Origin of the sequence: Sphingomonas yunnanensis (assembly GCF_019898765.1) — a bacterium.
In the GTDB taxonomy this organism is placed as follows: Bacteria; Pseudomonadota; Alphaproteobacteria; order Sphingomonadales; family Sphingomonadaceae; genus Sphingomonas; species Sphingomonas yunnanensis.
The window spans coordinates 758393-782163 of record NZ_JAIOKB010000001.1 but is presented as its reverse complement, the minus strand read 5'-3'; the positions used below and the strand labels follow the sequence as shown (position 1 = coordinate 782163).

At 70.2% G+C, this 23771-nt stretch carries 20 protein-coding genes and 2 pseudogenes; 2 read left to right on the top strand and 20 right to left on the bottom strand.

Annotation, left to right across the window (positions count from 1 at the left end):
* Positions 1-39 precede the first annotated feature (39 nt).
* From K7957_RS03770 to K7957_RS03700, 16 genes and pseudogenes are all read right to left on the bottom strand, one after another.
* Positions 40-474, bottom strand: coding sequence for a DUF4440 domain-containing protein (locus K7957_RS03770; protein ID WP_223010609.1), 435 nt, complete (start codon positions 472-474; stop codon positions 40-42).
* A 245-nt stretch (positions 475-719) separates the two neighbouring features.
* Positions 720-2393, bottom strand: coding sequence for a hypothetical protein (locus K7957_RS03765; protein WP_223010608.1), 1674 nt, complete (start codon positions 2391-2393; stop codon positions 720-722).
* A 13-nt stretch (positions 2394-2406) separates the two neighbouring features.
* Positions 2407-3483 (bottom strand): protein-glutamate methylesterase/protein-glutamine glutaminase, encoded by a 1077-nt coding sequence (locus tag K7957_RS03760; protein WP_246616628.1) that lies wholly within the window; start codon positions 3481-3483, stop codon positions 2407-2409.
* A gap of 1 nt (position 3484) precedes the next feature.
* The gene (locus K7957_RS03755) at positions 3485-4297 is read right to left on the bottom strand and encodes a CheR family methyltransferase (protein WP_246616760.1); all 813 of its coding nucleotides are present in this window, start codon (positions 4295-4297) and stop codon (positions 3485-3487) included.
* 149 nt (positions 4298-4446) lie between these two features.
* Positions 4447-4959 carry a chemotaxis protein CheW gene (locus K7957_RS03750; RefSeq protein ID WP_223010606.1) on the bottom strand — a complete coding sequence of 171 codons (513 nt, stop codon included), beginning with the start codon at positions 4957-4959 and terminating at the stop codon, positions 4447-4449.
* Positions 4956-6881, bottom strand: coding sequence for a methyl-accepting chemotaxis protein (locus tag K7957_RS03745; RefSeq protein WP_223010605.1), 1926 nt, complete (start codon positions 6879-6881; stop codon positions 4956-4958). Before K7957_RS03745 ends, K7957_RS03750 begins: the two co-directional genes overlap by 4 nt.
* A 42-nt stretch (positions 6882-6923) precedes the next feature.
* Positions 6924-7400, bottom strand: coding sequence for a chemotaxis protein CheW (locus K7957_RS03740; RefSeq protein ID WP_223010604.1), 477 nt, complete (start codon positions 7398-7400; stop codon positions 6924-6926).
* Positions 7401-7403: 3 nt separating this feature from the next.
* Positions 7404-9368 carry a chemotaxis protein CheA gene (locus K7957_RS03735; RefSeq protein WP_223010603.1) on the bottom strand — a complete coding sequence of 655 codons (1965 nt, stop codon included), beginning with the start codon at positions 9366-9368 and terminating at the stop codon, positions 7404-7406.
* A complete protein-coding gene (locus K7957_RS03730; protein ID WP_223010602.1) occupies positions 9365-9733 on the bottom strand; it encodes a response regulator in 369 nt (122 codons plus the stop codon). The genes K7957_RS03735 and K7957_RS03730 overlap by 4 nt, the downstream gene beginning before the upstream one ends.
* On the bottom strand, positions 9730-10026 hold the full coding sequence (locus K7957_RS03725; protein WP_223010601.1) for an STAS domain-containing protein: 297 nt from the start codon (positions 10024-10026) through the stop codon (positions 9730-9732). The genes K7957_RS03730 and K7957_RS03725 overlap by 4 nt, the downstream gene beginning before the upstream one ends.
* A gap of 544 nt (positions 10027-10570) precedes the next feature.
* Positions 10571-11122: a hypothetical protein gene (locus K7957_RS03720; RefSeq protein WP_223010600.1), complete on the bottom strand. Its 552-nt coding sequence runs from the start codon at positions 11120-11122 to the stop codon at positions 10571-10573.
* Positions 11123-11176: 54 nt separating this feature from the next.
* Positions 11177-11887: an NPP1 family protein gene (locus K7957_RS03715; RefSeq protein WP_223010599.1), complete on the bottom strand. Its 711-nt coding sequence runs from the start codon at positions 11885-11887 to the stop codon at positions 11177-11179.
* Positions 11888-12299: 412 nt separating this feature from the next.
* Complete coding sequence (locus K7957_RS03710) at positions 12300-13079, bottom strand: FecR family protein (RefSeq protein WP_223010598.1); 780 nt, start codon at positions 13077-13079, stop codon at positions 12300-12302.
* Positions 13080-13171: 92 nt separating this feature from the next.
* A pseudogene (locus K7957_RS20740) lies at positions 13172-13318 on the bottom strand (DUF4880 domain-containing protein); the annotation flags it as partial.
* Positions 13306-13821, bottom strand: coding sequence for an RNA polymerase sigma factor (locus K7957_RS03705; protein WP_223010597.1), 516 nt, complete (start codon positions 13819-13821; stop codon positions 13306-13308). The gene K7957_RS03705 and the pseudogene K7957_RS20740, both read right to left, overlap by 13 nt.
* Before the next feature lie 90 nt (positions 13822-13911).
* Positions 13912-16629 (bottom strand): TonB-dependent receptor, encoded by a 2718-nt coding sequence (locus tag K7957_RS03700; RefSeq protein ID WP_246616627.1) that lies wholly within the window; start codon positions 16627-16629, stop codon positions 13912-13914.
* 211 nt (positions 16630-16840) lie between these two features.
* On the opposite strand from K7957_RS03700, the gene K7957_RS20260 reads away from it, so the two are divergent.
* On the top strand, positions 16841-17560 hold the full coding sequence (locus K7957_RS20260) for an acid phosphatase (RefSeq protein WP_246616626.1): 720 nt from the start codon (positions 16841-16843) through the stop codon (positions 17558-17560).
* 218 nt (positions 17561-17778) lie between these two features.
* Here the strand turns inward: K7957_RS20260 and K7957_RS03695 are convergent.
* A pseudogene (locus K7957_RS03695) lies at positions 17779-19935 on the bottom strand (TonB-dependent receptor domain-containing protein); the annotation flags it as partial.
* Here K7957_RS03695 and K7957_RS03690 point away from each other — a divergent pair.
* The gene (locus tag K7957_RS03690; RefSeq protein ID WP_223010594.1) at positions 19934-20224 is read left to right on the top strand and encodes a hypothetical protein; all 291 of its coding nucleotides are present in this window, start codon (positions 19934-19936) and stop codon (positions 20222-20224) included. The pseudogene K7957_RS03695 and the gene K7957_RS03690 overlap by 2 nt on opposite strands.
* Positions 20225-20427: 203 nt before the next feature.
* Here K7957_RS03690 and K7957_RS03685 read toward each other — a convergent pair whose 3' ends face one another.
* The 3 genes from K7957_RS03685 to K7957_RS03675 are packed head-to-tail and all read right to left on the bottom strand — an operon-like array spanning position 20428 to position 23671.
* Positions 20428-21078, bottom strand: a complete 651-nt coding sequence (locus K7957_RS03685) for a TadE/TadG family type IV pilus assembly protein (RefSeq protein ID WP_223010593.1) — start codon at positions 21076-21078, stop codon at positions 20428-20430.
* Entirely contained in the window at positions 21075-21620 is a 546-nt protein-coding gene (locus K7957_RS03680; RefSeq protein ID WP_223010592.1) for a TadE/TadG family type IV pilus assembly protein, read from the bottom strand. The genes K7957_RS03685 and K7957_RS03680 overlap by 4 nt, the downstream gene beginning before the upstream one ends.
* 47 nt (positions 21621-21667) lie before the next feature.
* Complete coding sequence (locus tag K7957_RS03675) at positions 21668-23671, bottom strand: pilus assembly protein TadG-related protein (protein WP_223010591.1); 2004 nt, start codon at positions 23669-23671, stop codon at positions 21668-21670.
* Positions 23672-23771: the final 100 nt, after the last annotated feature.

Below are 23771 nucleotides of genomic sequence, written 5' to 3'. Positions count from 1 at the left end.
TAGCGCCTCGTCACCGCGGCGCGCCCGGCACAGTCCGGCTCACCGGGGAGCGCCCCCCGGGCCGCGCCGCGACGACGCTGGCGTGGCGCGCGAGCCAGTACCAACGACCACGGACCCGCTGGTAGACGTTGGTGTAGTGTCGTCGTAGCGGGACGGTGCCGTAGGTCCGCCCCAGCTCGCTCGCCGCCGACGCTCACGCGCTCGCTCGAACGCCTCCGCGCCGATCCGGCCGTCGCGCATCATCGCGAGGAACTCCTCGCGCGAGAGGACACGCCCGGTCGGGGCGTTGATCGTCAGCTCGGGTGCGGACAGCGCCGCCACCCGCGCGACGTCGGCGCGCGCGACCATGTCCTTCTGCGCCCGGTCGAGCCGAGCGAGCGCCGCCTCCGCGTCGCGCGGGATCGCGGGTGCGACCGCGGCGGCGAGGGAGAGGGGGCCAGCGATGACGGTCGCGGCGACGAAGGACAGGCGCATCGCTGATCTCCGGCAGACGCGGAGAGTATCGGCCCGAGCGCGACGCGACACCATCGGCACCTTGGGTCGCCGTTGGCGCATCGGGATGAGCCGGGCTGATCGCGGCGTCGCCCGCACCGCGCCCGATCGGGCCGGCAGCGAGGGGGGACTCGATGGCGTGGAAAGACGGTTGTCAGCGCGCGTCCTCGCGACCGCTCCGCCCGCGAAAGCTGTACGGCGAGCGCGATACCGCTCCCGGGCAACGCTCAGAAAAGACCGTCGTCCTCGTCATCGGCGACGGGCGCGGCCAGCACCGCGTCCATCCCGGGCAGCTGGTAGGACGCGTGGATCTGCCGCTCGCCCGCCATCGTGTAGAGACGTGCGATCGCTGGCAGTACCTCCCGCAACGATGACTCATCCGCCGCGGTCAGCGCCGCGTCCTCGCCCGCCCGGGCGGTCAGCGCCGCCGCGAGCGCCGCCATCGTGTCGGACAAGGCCAGTTCGGCGGCGAGCTCCGAGGCCGTGGTGCGCACGACCTCGACCAGGCGCGCCGCCTCGTCACCGCCGGCGCGGACGACCTGCTCCGTGCGATGGCACGCCTGGCGGATGACGCCGAGCGCGCCGCCCAGCATCTCGCCGATGTCGCACGTTCCCGCTCCGCGGAGCGAGAGCGTCCCCTCGGCATCGGCGAGCCGCCCGATCGTCCGCGCGACCTGATCCGTCGTGGTGCCGAGGTCGCGTGCATAGGCGTCGACCTCCTGCGCGACGACCGCGACGGCGCGACCGACCGCGCCGTGGCGCCGGCAGAGCAGGCGCGTGTTGGTCGCGATATCCTGCACGTCGGTGCGGATCCTTCGCAGCGACCCGACCCGGTGCGTCAGATCGGAGACGGTCGTGGCGACCAGGGTCGTCATACGCTGCGCCTGATGCTGCGCGGATTGGAGCTGGAAGATGATCCGGTCCATCTCGGAGACGCTGTCGTCGAGGCGCGACAGGAAGCCGCGACCATCATCGCCGGCCTGTTCGCCGATCAGCTCGAGCAGCGCATGCGCGTCGGGCACGAGGGCGACGAGCGAGCCGACCAGCGCGCGTGTCTCCCGCTCGAAGCTCGCGACGATGGCGTCGAGCTGCGCCGCGAGCAGCCGGTCGACATACGCCGCGGCGCCGGCGCCGCAGCCGTGCGACTCGACGATGTGCAGCGACGAGACGACGTGCTCGAGTCGCTGCCGCGTGCTGTCGCCGACCTGCAGCGCGCCGAGCACGACGCCGACTTTCGCCTGGATGCTGCGCGCGATGGCGGCGACGCGGTGCGCCAGTGACGCGACACCGCGCAGATGGTCATCGAGCCGCGCCGCGTCCGCCGCCAATCGCTCCGGCACCGCGGGCACTGCCTTCGCGCACTCGGCCGCGAGCAGCCGGTCGACCTGCTGGACGCGCGACAGACCGGCCTCCAGCTCCTTGAGCGTGGCGATCAACCCCGAGAGCAGCGCCTCGCCCGAGGCGAGCTTGCCGTTCATGCCGTCGACGAAGCCGACGAACTGGGCCTCGCCCGAGGCGGCGATCTTGATGTTCATGCCGTAGATGCCGAGCACGCGCAGCGAGCGGTGCATGTCGAGTACCTGCTGACGCAGCACGGCCGCGATCGCCGCGATCGTTCGTACTTCGGTCGATCGCTCGCCCAGCTCGGTCGGCAGCGCCGTGATGCGCGCCGCGATCGCGGCGAGGTCGCGTGCCGCGGCGCCGGCGCGTTCCTCACCGAGCGCCTCCACCACCGTGTCGAGCCCGGCGATGATCCGGTCGACCAACGCGATCGCGTCGGCAAGGACCGTGCCCGCGCGCAGGAAGCGCGTGTCGAGCTCGGCCGCGAGCCGCGCCAAGTCCCGGCGGATCGGGCATTCCACCGGCTCGATCCCGGCGGTGTCGATCATCTCGTACAGCATCGGCGCCTTGTCCTTATCGTGCCGCAGCGGCGACCATTTCCTGGGGGATCGCGCCGAGCGCGACGACGTGATCGGCGGCGCCGCGCGCGATCGCTTCCTTGGGCATGCCGAAGACGATCGAGGTCGCCTCGTCCTGCGCGATCGTGCGCGCGCCGGCCTGCTTCATCTCGAGCAAACCGCGCGCGCCGTCGTCGCCCATGCCGGTCATGATCACGCCCAACGCATTGGCGCCGGCATGGCGCGCCGCCGATCGGAACAGCACGTCGACCGAGGGACGGTGGCGCGAGACCAAAGGTCCGTCACGCACCGCGACGACGTAGCGCGCTCCCTGCCGTTCCAGCAGCGTGTGGCGCAGCCCGCCGGGAGCGATCAGGACGCGGCCGCGCATCACCGTGTCGCCGTCCTCCGCTTCCTTGACGTCGACTGCGCACAGGCCGTCGAGCCGCTTGGCGAGGCTTCTGGTGAAGCGCTCGGGCATATGCTGGACCACGACGATGCCGGGCGAGTCGGCGGGCAGCGCGGTCAATACCTCGCGCAGCGCCTCGGTGCCGCCGGTGGAGGCGCCGATACAGATCACCATCTCGGTCGTGCGGCTCATCGCGCGGCCGCTGGGCGGCGGCAGCACGGCGTCCGCGGTGAGCCGCCGCTGCGGCGGGGCGGCGCGGTTGGGGCGGCGCCCGAGCCGTGCCTGTGCCGCGCCCTTCACCGTCTCGCAGATGTGCCGATGCGCCTCGGCGAGATGGTCGGCGACGCCGACGCGCGGTTTGAGGATGACGTCGACCGCGCCCGCCTCGAGCGCCTGGAGCAGCGTCTCCGATCCGTCCTCGACCAGCGACGAGCACATGACCACGGGCGTCGGGCATTGCGCCATCATCCGCCGCAGGAAGGTGATACCGTCCATGCGCGGCATCTCGACGTCCAGGGTGATGACGTCGGGCACCTCGGCCTGGATGTAGCGCGCCGCCGCGAACGGGTCGGCGGCGGCGGCGATCACCTCGATCTGCGGATCGGCGGAGAGGATCGCGGTCATCGCCTGGCGCACGCTGGCGCTGTCGTCGATGATGAGCACGCGCACGGGCTTGATCGGCATGTCAGTCGCGCCGGAACACGGTGGTGGCGACCGCGGTGACGGGCAGGTCGAGCCCGGCGATCGACTCGGAATGGCCGAGAAACAGGTGACCGCCCGGCCGCAGGCACGCGATCAACCGCCGCACGACCCGCTCCTGCGTCGGCCGATCGAAGTAGATCAGCACGTTGCGGCAGAAGATGAGATCCATCGGCGCACCCACGTGGTAGCGCTCGTCCATCAGGTTGAGTCGCGCGAAGCCGATCGCCGCGCGGAGCGCGGGCGCCATCCGCACCTCCGCGCGTCCCGCCGCGGCGGCGCGCATGACGTAGCGCTGCTGCAACATGGCGGGCACCGGATCGATCGCCGCCGCCGGGAACACGCCGCGTCGCGCCACCTCGAGCATCTCGGTGTCGAGGTCGGTGGCGAGCAGCTCGTACTCGGGTCCGCCGCGATCGCGCGCGAAGGCGTCGAGCAGCATCGCCAGCGTGTAGGGCTCGGCGCCGCTCGAGCAGGCGGCACTCCAGGCGCGCAGGCGGCGCTGTCCGGTCTCGACCAGCGCGGGCAGGATCGTGTCGGTCAGGTAGGTGAAATGCGCGGCCTCGCGGAAGAAGTCGGTCTTGTTGGTCGTCACCGCGTTGATCAGATGTTCGGCCTCGCCCGCCAGGTTGCCGTCATCGAACAGCCAGTCGCAGTAAGCGGCGAGACGATCATGCCCGGTCGCGCGCACCCGGCGACGCAGCCGCCCGGCGAGCATCACCGCCTTGGTCGACGGCATCTTGATCCCCGACACCTGGGTCACATAGGCGGCGATGCGCGCGAAGTCGCCCGCGCTCAGCCGTTCTTCCGCCTCGAGCTCGAGCGGATAAGGCCCGTTCCCGCACGTTCGGCGGATCGGCCCGGGGCTGGTCGTGGCGGACAGCGCCATCGTCGATGCTCTCTCCTATGCTTGGTGCCGCGCCGATGCGGGCGCGTCGCGGATCGTCGTCAGGCGGCGAGATCGGCGCGCCGCGGCACGCGCGCGTCGAGCGCCTGCTCCATCCCGGCGAGGATGCCGGCGAGATCGAGCAGGCCGACCAACCCCGCGTCGCGGCGCAGCACCCCGACGACGTGGCACGATCGCCACGCCGTGCCGGTATCCGGCACCGGCTCGACCGCCGCGCGCGACCAGCCGCAGACGTCGGCGACCCGATCGACGATCAGTCCGATCGCGAGCGGCCGCGTCGCGCCGGTCTCCGCCTCGACCACGATGACGCGCGTCGCCGGCGTCGGGCCGACCGGGTCGAGCCCGAGGCAGCGGCGGAAATCGACCATCGGCACCGACTCGCCGCGCACGTCGCACAGGCCGATCAGCCAGTCCGGCGCGGCGGGGATGCGAAAGCCGGGGCGATGGTCGAGGATCTCGCGGACGACCCCGACCGGCAGCGCGAAAAGCTCGTCGGCGATGCCGAAGACGATCGTCTGCAGCGGGCCGGAAAGCGTCGCACCCGCGCCGCTCATGCCACGCGGCCGAACTCGACGTCCTCGGCATCTGGACCGCCGCTGGTGAGGTCGAGCGCGAAGCCGCGGACCCGCGCCTTCTGGTCCTGCACCGACCCGGGCTTGGGTCGCGACGGCCTGGCCGACACGGCCGGCTTCGGGCGGTGCGCGGCCGCGGTACCCGTCGACCGGCGCGTCGGTGCGACGGCCCGCTCGTCGTCGATGCGGAAGAAGCCCATGCTCTGCTGCAATTCCTCGGCCTGCTGCGCGAGCGACTCGGACGTCGAGGAGATCTGCTCGGAGGCCGACGCATTCTGCTGCGTCACTTCGTCGAGCTGCTGGATCGCCTGGTTGATCTGCGCGGCGCCGATATCCTGTTCGCGGCAGGCCGCGCTGATCTCGGCGACCAGCTCGGCGGTGCGGCGGATGTCGGGCACCAGCCGCGTGAGCATGTCGCCCGCCTCGGTCGCGGCACCGACGGTATCGGACGACATGCCGCTGATCTCCAGCGCCGCGGCCTGGCTGCGCTCGGCGAGCTTGCGGACCTCGGCGGCGACCACCGCGAAGCCCTTGCCATGATCACCGGCGCGCGCCGCCTCGACCGCCGCGTTGAGCGCGAGCAGGTCGGTCTGGCGCGCGATCTCCTGGACGATGCCGATCTTCTCGGCGATCGTGCGCATCGCCGCGACCGCCTTCAGCACGGCGGCACCGCTGCGCTCGGCCTCGGTCGACGACTGGCGCGCGATCTTCTCGGTCTGCGCGGCATTGTCGGCGTTCTGTTTGATGTTGGCGGCCATCTGCTCCATCGAGGCGGAGGCTTCCTCGGCCGCGGCGGCCTGCTCGGTCGCGCCCTGGCTGACCTGATCGGCCGCCGACGACAATTGCTGGCTGCCCGAGGAGACGCTCGCCGCCGCGGCGGTGGCGTCGCCGACCACGGCGCGCAGGCGAGTCACCATCGCGAGCTGGGCCTGGCCGAGCTTGTCCTTGTCCGAAAGCGGCGCGTGCTCGACGGTGAGGTCGCCCTTCGCGATCGTGTCGGCCAATGCCGCCATCGCGTTGAGGTTGCGCATCATCACCGTCAGCACGCGGCCGACGTCGCTGCTCAGCCCGCCGTAGTCGCGCTCCAGCGTCTTGCTCAGGTCACCGATCGAGACCGCTGACACGACGGTCGAGACGTCCTGGAACGCCGCCTCCACCGCCTGCGCGCTGCCCATCATGCGCCCGACCTCGTCCTTGCGCTCGGTGACCAGCGGCGTGGCGAGTCTGGCGAGCAGCTCGGCGACACGGTCGATCGGCCGCGCGATCGTGGCGGTCATGCCGAAGCCGACGGCGAGGACGACGAGCACCACCAGGCCCATGCCGATGAAGATCGCCTGGTCGATCGTCGCGAACGCTTCCGCCTGCGCCGCCTGGCGCTGCGTCATCAGCCGGTTCTCCTCGTCGGTCACCGCGAGGATCTGCGCCCGCAACGCGTCGAACAGCTCCTTGCCCGCGCCGCTGGTCTCGATCTGCCGCGCCGCCGCGACGGTGCGCGGATCGGCCATCAGGCCGATCGCCCGCTCGGCCACCCGGCCGCGCCACTCGTCCATCGACGCCTTGATCTTCTGCAGCCGCTCCTGCTGCGCGGGATTGTCGGCGGTGAGCCGGCGCGCCGTCTCCCACGCGGTGGCGAAGTCGCTCGCGCCCTTGCGATAGGGATCGAGGAACTTGCCGTCGCCGGACAACAGGAAGCCGCGGTAGCCGGTCTCCTGATTGACGGCATTCTCCTTGATGCCGCTGGCCGCGTCGAGCACCGCGAAGGTGTGCACGTTCATCGCGGTCGCGGCCTTGAGGCCCTGCGCCCTGCTATAGATGATGGTGTTGGCGCCGATCGCGCAGATCAGCAGGATCGAGAAGCAGATGATCAGCTTCTTGGGTATCGACAGGTTGGTAAACGCGTTCATGGCAGCCCCCCTTCGGGACGTGATGACAGTGGCGGTAGACGCTCAGCGGAGCGGGGCGAAGATCGCCGCGAGATCGGGCAGCACGACGATCTGATCGCGATGCTGGACCAGGCCGCTGACGTGCTCGCGGCGCCAGCGCAGGCCGATCACCGGAGGCGGCTCGCGGCTGGCGGCGGACAGGATCGTGACCTCGTTGACCGTGTCGGCGCGCAGCCCGATCAGCTCGGTGGCATCGTCGCCGAGCGCCTGCTCGATGACGATGATGCGGCTGTCGCGCGTCGGCGGTGCGGGCGCCATGCCGAAGGCGGTGCGCAGATCGGCGAGCGGGATGACGCGGCCGCGGTAATTGATGACGTGGCCGACCAGCGGGTCGGCGCCCGGCACCGCCGTCTCGGGCAGCAGGTCGATGATCTCCTGCACCATCGCGGCGGGGATGGCGAGAGTCTCGCCGCCGAGCCCGAACGACAGGACCTCGAGGTCGCCGGCAACATTCCCGGTTAGAGAAGCGGAGTCGGTCATGATCTATCCGGCGGCGCGCAGCCGCTCCTCCCGTGGCCGAGCGGCATCGACGAGATCGCCGATGTCGAGGATGAGCGCGACGTTGCCGTCGCCGAGGATCGTCGCGCCAGAGAAGGAGCCGATATCGCGGTGCAGCATCGACATCGACTTGATGACGGTCTGGTGATTGCCGATGATCTGGTCGACGACGAGGCCGACGCGCTCGGTGCCGATGGAGACGACGACGATCTTCTGAAAGGGATCGGGCCGCGTGCCGGTCGCGAACAGCTCCCGCAGCCGCAGGAACGGCACCAGTCGGTCGCGCAGCGTGATCAGGCTGCGGCCCTCGGATTGGCGGTCCTGCTCCGGACTGAGTTCCACGCACTCCTCGATCGCGGCGAGCGGCAGGACGTAGCGACTGTCGCCGACGCGGACGAGCAGCCCATCGATGATCGCCAGTGTCAGCGGGATGCGCAGCGTGATCTCCGAACCCTCGCCGTCGACCGAGGCGACGTCGATCGTCCCGCGCAGCGTCTCGATCGTGCGCTTGACCACGTCCATGCCGACGCCGCGCCCCGAGAGATTGGTGACCTGCGCCGCGGTGGAGAAGCCCGGCGCGAAGATCAGCGCGAGCAATTCGGCGTCGCTCAGCACCTGCCCCGGCTGAACCAGGCCGTTGGCCTCCGCCTTGGCGCGGACGCGCGCGCGGTCGATGCCGCGGCCGTCGTCGCGGATCGTGATCACGACCTGGCCGCCGGCCTGGTGCGCCGAGAGACGAACCATCCCCGTCTCGTTCTTGCCGGCGGCACGGCGGTCCGCGGCGCCCTCCAGTCCATGGTCGCAGCTGTTGCGAATGATGTGGACAAGCGGGTCGAACAGCCGCTCGATCACAGACTTGTCGATCTCGGTCGACTCGCCCTCTGTGACCAGGTCGATCGCCTTGCCGGTGTCGCGTGCGAGATCGTGGACGAGGCGGCGGAAGCGGCCGAACAGACTCGCCACCGGGACCATGCGGAGCCCCATCATCGTGTCGCGCAGCTCGCCCGAGAGCCGTTCGACCTCCTCCGCCACGGAGCGCAGCGCGACGCCGCCGTCCTGATGCGCCAGCTGTGACAGGCGACTCTGCGCGATGACGAGCTCGCCGACCCGGTCCATGAGGACGTCGAGCCGCTCGGCGGGGACGCGGACGCTCTCCCCGACGGCGCGCGCGGCCGGCGGCGCCTCGGCGAGGCCCTGATCCGCGACCGCGGCGTCGGTCGCGGCCGCGGGCGGCGACGAGACGGGCTGGACGAGCGGCGAGTCCGCCGCGGCGATCGGATCGAGCCGCAGTTCCATGTCGTCCATGACGAAGAGGAAGACGTCCTCGATCGCCTCGCGGCTGATATCGCCGCGCAGCGTGACGTCCCAGCTGATATGGCAGTCGAGCGGGTCGAGTTCGCTGAGCGGCGGCACGCCGTCGGCACGCGCGATCACCGTGCAGTCGCCGAGCGCGCGCAGCTCGTCGAGCAGAGTCAGCGGATTGGTGCCGTTGCGCATGGCATCGACGGGTAGGCGAAGGAACAGCTGCCATCCCGCCAGCGCCGAGGCCGGCGCGGTCGCTGCGGGCGAGATCCCGTCGCGAGTGGCGCTGGCCAGTGCCCCGGCGAGCCGCTGCAGGATCGCCTCGCCGTCCGCGCTCGGGGCGGTGCCGTCGACCAGCGCGCGCATATGGTCGCGCGCCGACAGGATCACCGCGACGAGTTCGGCGGTCGCGGGGACGTCGCCCTTGCGCACGCGGTCGAACGCGCTCTCGCAGTGGTGGGTGAAGGCGGCGAGCGCGTCGAAGCCGAACATCGCGCCCGAGCCCTTGAGCGTGTGCAGCCCGCGGAACACCGCGTCGACGAGCGCCATGTCGTCCAGTCGATCGCCGAGGTCGAGCAGACCCTGCTCGACCTGGTCGAGCAGGTCGGCCGCCTCGACGCGAAAGACCGATGCCGGATCCTCGCTCACCGGCCCAGGACCTTGCGCGCCACCTTGACGAGCTGATCGGGATTGAACGGCTTGACCAGCCAGCCGGTGGCGCCGGCTGCCTTGGCCTGCGCCTTCACGTCGGCGTCGGATTCGGTGCTGAGGAAGATGATCGGCACGCCCGCCTGCGCGGGCTGCGCGCGCAGCGCGCGGATCATGCTCAGCCCGTCCATGTTGGGCATGTTGAGATCGGTGACGATCAGGTCGAAGCGCGACGCCTCCGCCATGGCCAGCCCGTCCGCGCCGTCGCATGCCTCGGTCACCGCATAGCCCGCGCCGGTCAGTGCGATACGGATCGCCATGCGCAGGCTGGCGCTATCGTCGACGGTGAGAATGGACGCGCTCATCGCGGTAATGCTCCATGAGACCAGAATTCGATGTCGGCAGGTGTCGCCGCGGTCATGAAGCCCGCCCGATCTAGCAACGCCGCGATCGCGGGCGCAGCGGACGTGGCAAGCGAGAGTAAGCGACCGCCGCGCGCCGCCTCTCGGCGGGCTGACTCAAGTAATTGAAGAAGACTCAGATCGGCACTTGTCACGGCGGCGAGGTCGATCGTCACGGCGGCATGCTCCGCGATGGCAGTTGTGAGAACGTCGAGGATCGCGGCGATGTCGGAGATAGAAGCGTCCCGGCCTATCATTATCGGTAACGGTGACATCGACAGGTGCCTCGGACTGAGCGCTCGTGTAATTCAGCTGACCCGGCGTGCATCTTGCTTCGGCAGGATGCCCAGGTGACGACGATTGTTATCACCCTGAACGCTTTCTAAGATCCTAATTTATGTTGTGTTAAGCACCTTTTCGGATACCGTCTCCGATTTCAGCGCCGCTGAAAGTAATATAGGGCAACTATCGAGCCTCGACGCCTGCTGACCGTGCGACCATCCGGCCCGACTGCCGAGTCCACGTCGATCCAGAAGATGCGTGATGATCGAGTCGGCGGCGGTCGCTCTCTCCTGCGGCTCGTCCGGGAGGACGCTTATGGTGCATGGTGGTCGGCGGTTACCGGCCAGACCCGCCACTCGCGAGGAGCGAAGGTGTCCGGCGGCATCGCCGCGTCACACGATCAGGTATCGGAGGCCGGCGCCGGCAGCACCCATCGTGAGGATCGCGCCGGCACGCTCGCGACGACCGGCTCGTTCCGTCATGATCGGCTTCGTCGCCGGGACGGTCTAGCGCCGCCTCTCAACCGGGCAGGGGGGAACCCTTTTCGTCGCTCGCCCGGGTCACGTAGAAGATCAGGCGCGGTGAGGCCGTATCCGCGCGGACCGACGCGGTGGCAGGATTGTAGGAGAGCCGCGCCGGCCAATCGCGCGTGATCGCCATGGCCTGTTCGTCGGGGGTACGCGCCCCCGTGCGATCCGGCGCGAGGGTCTCCACCCGGCACAGGAACGCCGCGCAGGTGGCGCTGCCGCCCGGCCCGAGGCGCGAGCGCAGCTCCGCCTCCGCGCCTGGTGCCCAGGCCGGATCTCGCGCCTGCCCGGCGAGAAGGTCGGCGAGCGCGGCACGGTCGCGTGGCGACGCGCCGGTCTCGTCCGTGGCGGCGGCGGGCCGGGTCGGCAGCGTGGGAGCGGAGGCGGGCGGCGCGACCAGCCGGGCGGTGCCCACCGGCCCGGCGGCGCCGACCACGCGCACCCCATCGCTCGGCGGCGGGGAGGCGGGAGCGCGAGTGAGCGCGACATAGCTGAGAGCGAGCAGCGCAGTACCCACCGCGCCCAGCCCGGCGAGCCGTCTCATAGGCGATCCTTCGACCGTGAGGGGGGCCGCCGCGGACGCGCCGGCCCCGCGCTGTCACTTGTAATAGGCCTTCTTGAGATTGGCCGAGAAGTTCGCGTCCTTGAACGGCACGTCCGCCTTACCGAAATCGGTGTCGTTGAGAGCCTTGCGCGCGGCGTCGGTGAGATCGCTCCAGGTCACCGCGGGCTGGGTGCCGCCCTTGGTCGAGGTGTCGGTGACCGAGTGATCGAGCGGGGCCGGATCCTGCTGGTAGGCCACCAGCGGGTGGTCGCCGTCGAGATGCGGATCGGTCTTTTTCTCATACTTGCCATGCGCCGAGTAGCTGACGGCCAGGATCTTGGCGTCGTTCGAGCAGCTCGACAGCCACACGACGACGTCCTCCCAATCGTGGCGGTGGCCGTTGTTGGCCGGACCGTCGGCGTTCTGATCCTTGGGGAAGTACCAGGAATACATCACCGCGCAGTCGTGGTTGTATCGATCGGCACGGATGTAGACCTGGCCGCTGCTCTTGCTGCAGCTGCCGCTCTCCGTGCCCTCCGGCTTCAGCCCGCCGCTGGTGTTACCGGCTGAGTCAACCGCGGGGAATGGGACGCAGCCCGTGAAGACCTTGAGATAGGGTTGGAAGGTCTTGTAATAACCCTTGGCGGAGTCGGGGAAGCCGACGACCTTGTCGTGGTCGATCGTGGCCGCGTGGGCCGTCATCGACAGGCCGGCGAGCGCGAGGATCGCGCCGCGCGAGGCCGTTCTCAGGGTGGCGAATGTCATGATGGTGTCCTTCTCGTCAGGGTGGAAGAGGGCGGCGGTGCGTAGGGCACCGGCGCGGGCCGTCGCGGCGTCGACACCGCTACCGAGGCCGCCGCTCGCTCGGTCGGTGGTGATCGACGGACGTGTCCTCGCCGCCGCGGCCACGGTCGCACCGAACACGCCTGTTCCGGCGGGTCGATCTAAGAGGGGCGGCGAGCGTCAGCGCGTGCCGGTGCGCTCGGCGGTCTGGCAGCACCGGACGCCGTGGCACGGTCGGGCGAAAGAGCTAGGCCATGGTCCGCCTCATCCGGTGAGATCATGTTCGCGTTCGGCAAGGAAGAGCGGCGACATCATCCGGTGGGGACAGGTTTTCTTCTTAGGATTGCGTGATGGGAGCGGGTCAACTTCATGACATTCCCTGGCGTATCGCGCGCTACCGCTGATCCGGCGGCGCAGAGACTGTCGTCGCGCCCACGCGCCGGGCGCGTGGATCGAGCCACAATGCTCCGTCACGCGCCACCGGCGTCAGGTCGAACAGCTCGCCGATCTGCGCGGCGCTGCGTTCCGGTGCGTCGAGCCGGAAGCGTCCGCCCACGAATGCACCAGCCAGGCGAGGATCGCCGAGCCGGATCGGTCGCGACGAATAGCGGCTGAGTCGGGCCAGCGCGACGTCGAGCCGCAGCGCCCCGGCCTCGAGCCAGTCGCTCTCCCAGTCGGCGCCGTGCGGCACGTCGCCGCGGCCGAGCGACACGCCGCCGGCGCGGACGGTCGCGCGCTCCCCGGCGGCCAGCGCGACGGCTGTCCTGCCCGGCACCGTCAGTCGCACCTGGCCGCCGAAGATCTGCACGCTCGTGCTCTCCGCGGCGCGATCGATCGAGAAATCCGTGCCAAGCGCGGTCACGCTGGCATCGGGGGTCGCCACGGTGAACGGGCGCGAGACGTCATGCCGTACCTGGAAACGCGCCGCGCCGCGCGTGAGATCGAGCGCGCGCCCAGCCGCGACGAGCGCGACTGTCACGCGCGAGTTGGCGTCGAGGGTCATCATCGACCCGTCGGGCAGGCGGATGCGACGCCGTTCGCCGACGCCGCTCTTGTAGACCTGGCGCTCGACCGTCGATGTCGGCCCGGCGACGAATCGCCACCCGAGCGGCAGGGCGATGGCGAGCGCCGCCGTCGCGGCGCGGCGCGCGCGACCGTATGCGCGCGTCGCCACGGCCGCGGTGCGCGCGGGAGCGAGGCGCCTGGCGGCTCGGGTGGCCGCGCGGCCACTTCGGCGAGGGCGACGTCGTCGAGGAGGCGCCGCATCGCGCCGAACGCGGCGGCATGCGCGGCATTCTCGGCCAGCCACGCGGCGAGCGCGGTGCGCTCGGCCGGGGTCAGCTCGCCGAGCCGGTCCGCCCAGCCGGCGGCGACAGCGAGGAGGTGCGCACGCGCGTCAGTCACGCGCCCCATCCCCCGGCACGACGCGCTGACCGGCCGTCATCGTCGACGCAGCCGGCCAGGTCGACCATCGCCCGCACCAGATGCTTCTTGACCGCCTCCAGGCTGAGGCCCAGGTCGCCGGCGATCTCGCTGCGTGACAGTCCATCGATGTGGCGCTTCACGAAAACGGCGCGGCGCAGCGGCGGGAGCGCGGCGAGCGCGCGTTCGAACCGGGCGAAGCGCTGGCGGTAATCGAGCAGCTCGTCCGGCAGCGGCAGGTCGCAGGCGAGTTCGGCGTCGACCGGCTCGTGGACGGTGTGCGCGCGCTGCGCCTGACCGTAGATGACCGAATCGGCCACGCGGAAGGCATAGGCGACCGGTTGCTCGATCCGCTGCCGGCCTTCCTGTTCGATCACGCGCACCACCGTTTCCTGCACCACGTCGCGGGCCTGATCGGGGTCGCGCAAGCGCCGCCGGACGTAGGCCAGGAGGCGCGGCTGCGCGGCGGCCAGGACGGTGCCGACGTCGCTCATCGCGGCGCGGGATCGGCGGAGCGGCCGGTCATCCCAGCGAGGTAGAGCGAGCGCCGCGGCGCGCGGGGACCCATCGCCGCTCGCTCGGCCTCACAGCGTCACGCGGACGCCGGCGAGCAGTGTCGTGCCCGAACGGGTGACCACGTACAGCCGCTTGGTGCTGTTGGAATATTGCTTCTCGCGCTGGTCGGTCAGGTTGACGCCGTTGACGGTCAGCTGGAGGTGCCGGGTGAGCGTGACATGCGCCGAGGCGTCGAGGTAGATCGTCCCCTCGAAGCCGGTCACGTCCTGATCGGGGCCGAGCGGGGTCAGCACCGGCGACGCGCTGAAGATGTAGCCGCTGCGGTAGTTGGCGGAGACGCGCGCGTCGAACGCTCCCCCCTGGTAATAGAGGGTGGCGTTGGCGTTGTACTTGCTCAGCCCTTCCAGGGTCGTGGTGATGCCGCCGGGATAGATCCGGGCGTAATCCAGCCTCGAGGCGACGTAGGCGAGGTTGAGCGCGGTGCCGAGCCGGTCGAGCGGGGCGGGGAGGAAGCTGAGATCGGCCTGCCCCGAGAGTTCGAGACCCGCCAGGTTGGTGCTGGCGAGATTGACCGGTCGCGAGAAGCTGCTGATCACGGTGGTGCCGGTCACGCCGGGGTACAGGGTGTCGGGCAGGCCGGTCCGGCCGTAGGGCACGTTGCTGACGGTCTGCGTAGAGAGGAAGCCATCGAGCGACTTGTAGAAAGCCGCGGCGGCGACATAGCCGAACGGCCCGAAATAATATTCGGCGGAGAGGTCGATGCCGTTCGACCGATACGGTCGCAGCCCCGGGTTGCCGATCGCGACGGTGATGTCGCCGTTGTCGGCGCTGACCGTGCCGTTGACCGCCAGCGCGCCGAGCGCGGGCCGGTTGATGGTGCGCGCGGCCGAGAAGCGGAGCAGCGCGCCGCGATCGAGCTCGAGGATCAGATTGGCCGCCGGCAGGACGCCCTGGTCTTGACCGCGCACCGTCACCGGGCCGACGTTCGCCTCGCCGCGTGAGGTGACGTCGGTGTGATAGTAGCGCAGGCCGAGATTGCCGCGGAACGGCAGCGCACCGATCAGGTGGCTCCAGTCATATTGCGCGAAGCCCGCTCCGGTGCGCTCCTCGACCGAGAAGACGCCGCGTGGGACGGTCAGATACTGGCGACGATCGATGCCGAGCTGGGCGAGCATCTTGGGAAAGTCGACGATCGACCAGCGCTGGCCGGGATAGCCGCCGTAGACCGTCGCATAACCCTCGACCCTGGCGCTCCGCTTGCCCGAGCGGAAGGCGCCGGTGAGGATGTCGTCCTGTTCGGCGTAGCGCCCGCCGTTGGCGAAGCGGCGCCACTCGCCGCCGAGGCTGACCGTGTCCTCGGGCGAGAGCGTGTACTCCAGCCGACCCTTGGCATCGTCGAGCCCGGTATGCTGGAAGGTCTCGTTCACGTAGAGGCGCTTGGCATGCCAGAAGCCGGCGTCCGCCGGATCGAACCGGTACGTGTTGGTCAGCGAGTAGGGGCCGCCGCGATAGTCCGAGATGACTCCCCCGAACCCCTCCAGCGTGAACTTGTCGTTGGTCGGCATGTCGTAGCGCGAGCGCTCGACGCCGCCGGTCCAGCAGAGCGTCAGCCCGTCCGCGACCGACGCGTCGCCGCTCAGCACCAGCTGCGTGAAGACGTTCGCGGTGGTCTGCAGCCGGGTCTCGGTCGCTGCCTTGCCGCCGCTGACGTCGAGATAGACCACCTCGTCGCGCGCGTTCCACCGCAGCGCGTTGACGCGCGCGTTGGGGTAGGTGACGCCGGCGAAGGTCTCGCCGCCGCCGAGCCAGGTCGAACTGCCCCCACCGCGCGAGGCCAGATGGGTCTCGAACCGGTCGCCCGTGAAGCGGCCGTAGAGCGCATCGAGCGTCACATGCGCGCTCGTCGCCGGATCCCACTGCATTGAAGCGGTGAGGCCGAGCCGCTCCTGCGTGCTGTCCCACACCGACAAGCGGTTCCCGCGCGCGAACAGCAGGTTGCCCGAGTTGACCTTGGCCTGTTCGATCGCGGTCAGCGCGGAGAGGTCACTGCCATTCGCCTTGTTATGGCGCCAGCGGTAGGTGTCGAGGCCCTGCTCGCGCGTCTGGCGGCGGCTGTACGCGCCGGACACGAGCAGCCCGACATCCCCCCAGCGCCGCGAGACCAACCCGGTCAGCCGCGGCTGGAGATCGCGCGTCAGCGTGTTCGTGCCCGCCTGGGCGGACAGCGCGACCTTGTTCTCCTTGTAGTCGAACGGCCGCGCGGTGAAGAGCTCGACGGTGCCTGCGATGCCGCCCTCCGACTGCTGCGCCTGGTAGGACTTCTCGACATCGACATGCTCGAAGAGCTCGGCCGCGAAGAGGTTGAAGTCGAACGCGCGATCGCGTGTCGCCTGGCCGCGGCTGTCCTGCGGAGAATCGACGTTGCCGAGCACTTCCATGCCGTTGAGCTGGACTCGGGTAAGGTCGGGGCCGAGCCCGCGCAGGCTGATGCGGCGGCCCTCGCCGGCCTCGCGGTTGATCGCGACGCCGGGCAGGCGTTGCAGCGCCTCGGCGAGGTTGAGGTCGGGGAAAGCGGCGATGTCGGAGGCGGCGATCGTCTCCTTGATGATTGTCGCGGCGCGCTTGGCGTCACGGGCGGTGGCGAGGCTGGAGCGATAGCCGGTGACGACGATGTCCCCGGCCGCGTCGGCCCTGCCGCCCTCGGATGGCGCCTGCTGCGCGACCGCCGGTTGCGCGAGAAGCGCGAGCGCGGTGGTGGCAAGCCAGCTGTGGCGTGCGATCGTCATGGTTCGTCCCCCTTCGTCGACAGTCGTGCGGGGGGAGGGCGATCCCCTAGGGGCGGGGACAAAGATTTTCATGAAGATTTTGCGACAGGATGGAAGAAGAACCGGCGCCCAGAAGATGTATCGGGCGCAAGTGCTATGATGAAGGGGTTGAACGGGCCGCGGATGCGTCGCGGATCGTCCTGCCATCATCTTGAATTCGCTTGAGGTAGTCATGCGAACGATAATATACGCTGCCACCGTTGTGGCGCTGATCGTCCCCGCCTCGGCTCAGGTCCCGACGGCGGGCTATCTCGACGCCGACGCGCGGCCCGACCTCACCGTGATCCTGCCGGGGCCGCCTGCCGCCGGATCGCCGCGGGCGCGCGCCGACGCCGCGGTGTTCCGCGAGAGTCGGGCGCTGGCGGGTGGCGCACGCTGGCGGACGGCGAGCGAGGACGTGTCGTCGGACCTGCCGCAGCGCTTCGCCGCGGCGCTCGGCGGCCGGCTCGACCTCTCCGCGCTGCCCGCGACGCGGCGGCTGCTCGACCGGCTGGGGGCGGATCGGTCGGCGCTGATCGGCGCGGCCAAGGCGCATTGGCGATCGCCGCGCCCCTTCGTCGGCAGCGCCGCGCCGATCTGCGAGCCGCGCCGGGCCGATCTCGTCAGCAACGGCGACTATCCCTCGGGCCATGCCGCACACGGCTGGAGCTTCGCGCTGGTGATGGCGGAACTGCTACCCGACCGCGCCGGCGCGATCCTGGCGCGCGGGCGCGCCTATGGCGACAGCCGCTGGATCTGCGGCTCGCACTCGACCAGCGCGGTGGAGGGCGGCTTTCTCGCGGCGGCCGCGATCGTGGCGGCGGAACATGGCGCGCCCGCCTTCCGCGCCGACCTGGAGTCGGCGCGCGCTGAGCTCGCACGCTGGCGCACCTCGCTCAGAAGCGCCAGCTGAGCCCGCCCTCGACGATCCTGCCCTGTTGCGCGCGCACGACCACGATCGACGACGCCGCGGCCTGGATCTCGCCGCCGACCGCGTCGCCCTGCATCACCGCGATCGCGTCGAACAGGTTGGTGGCGCGCAGCCGCAGCGTCACCCCGTCGCGCAGCGTCCGGGCCGCGCCGAGATCGACGATGGCGGCGCCGGGGAGCGTCCAGCTGATTGGCATCGTCGGCGTATCGCCGCCCCATCAGCATGACGTCGGCGTCGAGACGGACCGGGGTCGCCGGCAGCGCGGCCGCCGCGCTCGCCTGCGCCATGACCTGCGGCACGCGGCGTGGCCGTCGTCCGCTCAGGTCAGGCAGGCGCGATCGACCCGACACGGCCGTCGCCGGCGGATAGTCGACCAACCGCGGATCCTGCGCCGTGACGGTGGTCCGCAGCGTGACGTCGCGCGCGAGTTCGAGCTGGCCGGCGAGCTCCACGCCCAGCGTGCGCGCCGCGGCGTCGTGATGGCCGACGCGAAGCCCGCCGGTGGTGGGATCTAGCGACAGATCCTCCAGCGCGATCTGGCGGAAGCGACTGGCGAACACCGTCGCGTCCAGCGCCACGCCGCGCGCGCGCGCCACCATGCCAAGCTCGCCCTGGTCGGCGCGGAGTGTCCGCGTCTCGGCGTCACCGGCGAGACGGAACACGCCCGGATCAGGCAGCCGGATCGCGCGGGTGGCGCGCGCGAACAGGTCGACTCGCGCGGCGGCCCGCCACCGCAGTGCCAAGGTCGCCGGCACCCCGCCGCGGCCCAGACGGTGCCGTTCGCGCCGGCCCGAGGGAAGGACAAGCGCGTCGTCCGCGAGCGTCGCCGCGTCGCCCGCGTCGGCGGTGAGCGGCCGCTCGCTGCGCCCCGCGATGCTGGCCCGCTCGCGCCGGATGCCCCAGTCGATCCGCCAGCCCGACGCGACCGCCCATTCGTCGGCGAGGTAGAGCGCGCCCATCCGCTGATCGGCCGCGATCTGCTCGAAGGTGGTGCCGCGGCTGACAAAGCCTTCGTCGGTCAGTGCGCCCCTCACGCGCCCGGCGCGGTCGAGCGCGACGAGGTCGAGCGGCCCGCCGCGGCCCCGCGCCTCGACCAGCGCGCGCGTCACCGCTTGGCGGAAGTCCCAATGGTAGCGCGTGGCATAGAGGCCGATGGTGAGGTCGTGGCGGCCGGCCAGCGCGAGGGGGGCGTCATAGACCCCCTCGGCGATCGTCTCGCGCAGGCGCGTGTCCGCCGCTACCGGGTTGAGCGTCTCCACCAGCGTGGCGGGCGCGACGTCGCCGCCGCCGTTCGTCCGGCAAACCGCCGCGTCGCTGACGTTTGCGGAGGCGCGTGCGAGGCGCGGCAGCGCGGCAGCGGCCGCGGCGCGCGCGGTCACCGGCGGCCCCGAGGAGGACAAAGCGTAGCGCGCGGTCACCGAACGGCGGTGGCGCGCGCGCAGCGTCAGCGTGGCGGCGGCGAGCGGCAGCGTCAGGATCGTCGTCGCCGCGGCGAGCCGGTTATGGTCGTTGCGCGCCATGGGCCGCGCGCCGAGCGCGGCGAGGCGCACCGAGCGCAGGTCCGGTCCGAACCAGCTGTCGCGGCGCGGATCGAACCCCGGCAGCGCGGCGAGCCGGCCACCAACGGTCGCGATCATCGGCGAGGAGGAGATGTTGAGCGTGTCGTCGTCGAGCCGACGCACTCCCAGCATCCACTGCCCGTGCGAGCCGATAAGGTGGTCCGCTCGTATCCGCGCCTGGCAGCCGCCGAGCGTCGCGGCGATGCGGCGCACGCTCGGGTCGCGCACCGCCATGCCGCTGGCCAGCACGCGCCAGCCGCCGATCGCGCGCCCCGCGTAGGCGTCGAGCCGCGCGCGGCCGCGATCGTCCGCGGTGGCGCGCAGCGCGGCGGTGGCGCGGGCGGCGGCGGCACGGGTACGCAGGTTGAGGACCCCGCCCGGCGCGTTGCTGGCGAAGATAGCGGCCGGCCCGCCGCGGACATAATCGACGCGATCGTATGACAGGTCGGGGCGGACGAACTGGTCGACGTCGGTCCACGGCAGGGTGTCGTGCTGCACCGGCAGCCCGTCTTCCTGCACCGCGATCGCCTGATAGCCGTCGAGCGGGATGCCGCGGACGCGGATCGTGTTGGCGGCGGTCCCGGCCGACCGGTCCGCCCAGACGCCCGGCAGCGTCGCGAGCACGTCGCGCGATCCCACTTCCGCGTCCCGTGACGATGATGTCCGGGGGAAGGACGATGGCCGGCGCGATCGGTCCGTCCGCGCCAGCGGGCTGCTCCGGCTGGTCGCGGACGACGATGCCGCGCTCGACCAGCCGACAGGAAAGATGGGCCGGCGCGCACCAGCGCGCGAGCGCATGCGAGAGCCGCATCCTGCCCCGCAGCGCGCCCCGCCGCGGCCGACCGAGATCGTCGGATCTGCCGGCCAGCGCGCGCTCCGTCTGCCGCGCGAGCTGGTCGAGACCGAGGCCGACACCCGCGCCGCGCAGATCGATCGAGATCAGCGGGTCGTCTCCCGCGAGCAGCAGGAGGGTCAGCGCGGCGGCGATCACCGCGACCGCCGCGCCGCGGCGTCACCCGTCCGCTCTGCCGTGCGCACCGCGATCGATCCCGACGAGCGGAGGAATGTACCGCCGCGCTCATCATAGGCGACGTCTGTCGCGCCGGGACGGATCGTCGAGCGCGCGGCGGATGACGACGACCCGGAACGGCGTCCCCTCTCAGTGGGGCGAGGCGCGCCGCCTCGCGGTCCAGCCCAAGGTAGGCGGCGGGGGTGGGCGGAGGCAGCGCGGCACGGCGCGCGACGACGCGTCCGTCACCGGTGGCGTCGAATCAGCCTGCCCGTTCGAGGTCAACACATCGACGCCTGGACGCCGTTCACGGGATTGACGCCGGGGTCGGACGTGTCGCGGTTATCGCGCACCATCATCGCCGCGATCTCGTGGATCGTGTCGGCAGGGGCGAAATGCGCCGAGATCAGGGGCTGGTAGCGGTAGGCGATCTCGACGAACATGGCCGGGTTGCCCGGCGCCGCGACGATACGCGCGTTCCCCGGCCCCATGCCGTTGACGTCGTTGTTGCCCTTTCCGGCGCCCTGGCGGCCGTAGCTCGACTGGTAATGCAGGGCGCCATAGCAGCGCTGCCAGTGCAGATATTGACCGTGTGGCGGGTCTGCGTCGACCTCGAGACTGGTCAGCATCACGCGCCCGTTCTGCGCCAGCGCCAACGCCCCGCTCTGTAGGCCCGCTCCTTGGAAGAGGTCGTTGATCTGTTTCTCGTCGATCTGCGTCTGGATCGAATTCTGCGTGCCGATCCGGGCCGCGTTGTCCGATACCTGCAGCGCCAGCTGGCTGACCTGCTGCGCGACGATGCAGTAATTGACGTACTCGAACATCCACAACGTGACGATGAGCAGCAGCGGCAGGCATAGCGCGAACTCGAGGAGGGCGATGCCGCGGACATCGCGCCTCAGCTTGTTCGCGAGGATGGCAGCGATCATCATGGGCATGTCCCCGTCGGCGGATCGGCCTGTTGGTCGTTCGGCTGATTGCGGATCAGCGTCTTTGCCGTGAGGAGCGTCCGCGGTGTGGCGGCGAGCAAGGTGGTCAGACCGAGCCGTTTGTAGCTGACCGTCGCGATGAGAAGAACGACGTCGCGGGCGTTTCCTCGGCCATAGACCGAGCCGTCGAGATCCCATTTGCCGTTGCGGTTGCTGTCGACGAAGGCTTCGCCATTGTCGCAGCGGCCGTCATGATTGGCGTCGTTATATTCCTCGGCCGGATCAGCCACGTTCCGGTAATCGTGGTAGCTCTTCGAGGCCAGCGTCACATCGGCGCCGGGAATGATCTGGTGAACCGCGTCCGTGACGCTGGCGGAGATCGCGTCCTGACGGGCCGCGGCGCTCGCGCCTTCGAGGCTGATGTCGCGGGCGGCTTTCTGAAGCGCTCCGGTCAGCGCCGATCGCACGTACATCGTGTGGCCGATCTCGAGGCCGCCGAGGAGCAGCAGGATCAGCAGCGGCGCGACCAGGGCGAACTCGATCATCGCCGAGCCGCGCGTCGAACCCAGGAGTCGGACGGACAGCGGCGCTCTCATCGCGTGAGCCTCAGCTGCGCGATCTTGGACGCGATCTCGGCGAAGGTCTCGTTGAGCTGCTGGCTGTTGTTCGCCTGGAAGGCGCGCCCCTGCGAGGCACAGTCGCGCAGCAGCGGGGTCAAGGTCGTGCCGAAGGCGATGACCCACACGGTGATCCCCTTCTGGTTCTTCGCGACCGAGCAGTAGCGCTGCAGCCGGTCCTCGACGATCGTGTCCTGCTGGGCGTTGGTGGGGAGCGAGCCCGTGTCGGTGCGGCGACGATCCAGCGCGGAGAGGCCGTAGGCGTCATAGTCCTGGATGCGCGTCTCGGTGTCGCCGTCGGTCATGAAGATGATGTTGCGCGCGATCGAGCTGCCGTCGGGCGCCGAGCTGTTCTCGCCCGCGAACAGCCCTTCCTTCGAGATGAGGCGCAGGCCCCAGAGGAAGCCGATGTCATGATAGGTCTGCCCGCGCGTGACGAGTGCATCGAGGTAGGTCTTCACGGCTGCCGCCGTGAGGCCGGCCTCCTTGCTCTGCAGCTTGCGGGCGGCACTTGGGCATGCGGCTCGGTTGTTGATGTAGCTGGAGCCGGAGAGCTGTGGATAGCCGCTGGTCGTGTTGACGGCCGCGGTGTTCCAGCCGGATGGTGCACTTGCGTTAAGGTTCGAGACCTGCCTGGCGAACACGAGCGCCGGCAGCACCGGACGCCATTGCGTGTCCGGGTTCCCGGGGGTCGGCACCGCGTCGACGTCCATGTCCCAGGCCGTACCCGCCTCGTTGGCGCGCAGTGTCTTGCGCTCCTCGATGCAGGCGTTCGACGCCGTCCAGGAGACCTTCTGGTCGCTCCCCGTGGTATTCGAGCCCGACGGCGCATTGACGTTGGCCATGGCGACGTTGTTGGCCCCGGCCATGAGGCCGCTGGCCGCCGTGCCTTTGAACGCGGCGACGGAGTAGCTGACTGGCCGGTACCAGAAATAATTCCTGGTCGAGTAGATCGGCTGCCCCTTGTTCGGATTGTCGCTGACCGTCTCTGTGTATTTCTGGTCGGTAGTGTCATAGTGCCGTTTCGTGATCACGCACTCGCCGTTACTATTGGTGGTCGCGGAGTAAGTGTCGCCGCCATAGGTCCGATAACTGGTGAGCGAGCGCGGCACGGCATTGGCATCGGGCGTCCAGCCATCATTGCGCGTGTTCGTCGACTTGTCAGTATTTGCCGGCGCGAGGCAATTCTCCGGGTCGCCATAGCTCGTCGTCGTCGTCAATGGAGCGGCAGGCAACCAGCCCGTATTACTGCTGGTGGTCGCGCCCTGCTTGCCCGTTTCCACCTGCTCCTGACGGTCGAACTGCCGCGACTGGTAGGTCCAGTCGTCCACCATCCAGTCGCGCTTCAGCAGCATGCCGACGTTGACGGTGTTCGAATAGGGCACGAAGCCATAGCGCACCTGCGTGCCCGCGATCTTCGCCTGTTCCAGCGTGTTGTAGAAGTTGAGCACGGCGCTGCGCAGGGCGATGATGCGGTTGGTGGAGTCGCCCGAATTCGTCAGGGTCATCGACCCGGTCGTGTCCAGCACGAACATGACGTCGGTGTTCGGCAGCTGGAGCTGCGCGTCGCACTTGGCGCTGAGCGCGATCTGGCGGAAGCCGAAGATCCGCATCAGCGACATCGGCACCGAGGTCGACGCCGTCCCGTGGACCACGACGTTGCTGTCGACGGTCGGCGCCGGGAAAAGGGTGTTCTCCGAACCATAGCGGCCCGGCGAGAAGTTCGCGTTGAAATAGGCGAGGGCGGTCGAGTAGGTCGTCGGCGTGACGTTGGTGCCCTGCATCGACTTTCGGAACGCGAGAACGCCCGCGTCGCACCCTTGCTGCATCCTGGTCTTGACCAGGTAGATCCGGCTGAGATCCAGCGCACCGCCACCCATGCCTAGCAGCAGCATGATGCTGAGCGCCGACAGGATCATCACGTTCCCGCGTTGGCTGCGGGCGAGACGACTCGTCAATTCAATCAGAAACCGCGGCATATGCCCCCCGAACCGCCAAGATCCCTGTCCTGGGTTCATGGGGCCGGGTAACCCAAATCATTTAAGCGAGTCTGACTTCCACGGATGTTCCTACAACTTT

What these genes read in the sequence shown, in the direction of transcription:
- K7957_RS03770 (WP_223010609.1), bottom strand. Translation starts at nt 474, where the DNA reads ATGCGCCTGTCCTTCGTCGCCGCGACCGTCATCGCTGGCCCCCTCTCC.
- K7957_RS03765 (WP_223010608.1), bottom strand. Translation starts at nt 2,393, where the DNA reads ATGCTGTACGAGATGATCGACACCGCCGGGATCGAGCCGGTGGAATGC.
- K7957_RS03760 (WP_246616628.1), bottom strand. Translation starts at nt 3,483, where the DNA reads ATGCCGATCAAGCCCGTGCGCGTGCTCATCATCGACGACAGCGCCAGC.
- K7957_RS03750 (WP_223010606.1), bottom strand. Translation starts at nt 4,959, where the DNA reads ATGAGCGGCGCGGGTGCGACGCTTTCCGGCCCGCTGCAGACGATCGTC.
- K7957_RS03745 (WP_223010605.1), bottom strand. Translation starts at nt 6,881, where the DNA reads ATGAACGCGTTTACCAACCTGTCGATACCCAAGAAGCTGATCATCTGC.
- K7957_RS03740 (WP_223010604.1), bottom strand. Translation starts at nt 7,400, where the DNA reads ATGACCGACTCCGCTTCTCTAACCGGGAATGTTGCCGGCGACCTCGAG.
- K7957_RS03730 (WP_223010602.1), bottom strand. Translation starts at nt 9,733, where the DNA reads ATGAGCGCGTCCATTCTCACCGTCGACGATAGCGCCAGCCTGCGCATG.
- K7957_RS03725 (WP_223010601.1), bottom strand. Translation starts at nt 10,026, where the DNA reads ATGATAGGCCGGGACGCTTCTATCTCCGACATCGCCGCGATCCTCGAC.
- K7957_RS03720 (WP_223010600.1), bottom strand. Translation starts at nt 11,122, where the DNA reads ATGAGACGGCTCGCCGGGCTGGGCGCGGTGGGTACTGCGCTGCTCGCT.
- K7957_RS03715 (WP_223010599.1), bottom strand. Translation starts at nt 11,887, where the DNA reads ATGACATTCGCCACCCTGAGAACGGCCTCGCGCGGCGCGATCCTCGCG.
- K7957_RS03705 (WP_223010597.1), bottom strand. Translation starts at nt 13,821, where the DNA reads ATGAGCGACGTCGGCACCGTCCTGGCCGCCGCGCAGCCGCGCCTCCTG.
- K7957_RS03700 (WP_246616627.1), bottom strand. Translation starts at nt 16,629, where the DNA reads ATGACGATCGCACGCCACAGCTGGCTTGCCACCACCGCGCTCGCGCTT.
- K7957_RS20260 (WP_246616626.1), top strand. Translation starts at nt 16,841, where the DNA reads ATGCGAACGATAATATACGCTGCCACCGTTGTGGCGCTGATCGTCCCC.
- K7957_RS03690 (WP_223010594.1), top strand. Translation starts at nt 19,934, where the DNA reads ATGCGAGAGCCGCATCCTGCCCCGCAGCGCGCCCCGCCGCGGCCGACC.
- K7957_RS03685 (WP_223010593.1), bottom strand. Translation starts at nt 21,078, where the DNA reads ATGATGATCGCTGCCATCCTCGCGAACAAGCTGAGGCGCGATGTCCGC.
- K7957_RS03680 (WP_223010592.1), bottom strand. Translation starts at nt 21,620, where the DNA reads ATGATCGAGTTCGCCCTGGTCGCGCCGCTGCTGATCCTGCTGCTCCTC.
- K7957_RS03675 (WP_223010591.1), bottom strand. Translation starts at nt 23,671, where the DNA reads ATGCCGCGGTTTCTGATTGAATTGACGAGTCGTCTCGCCCGCAGCCAA.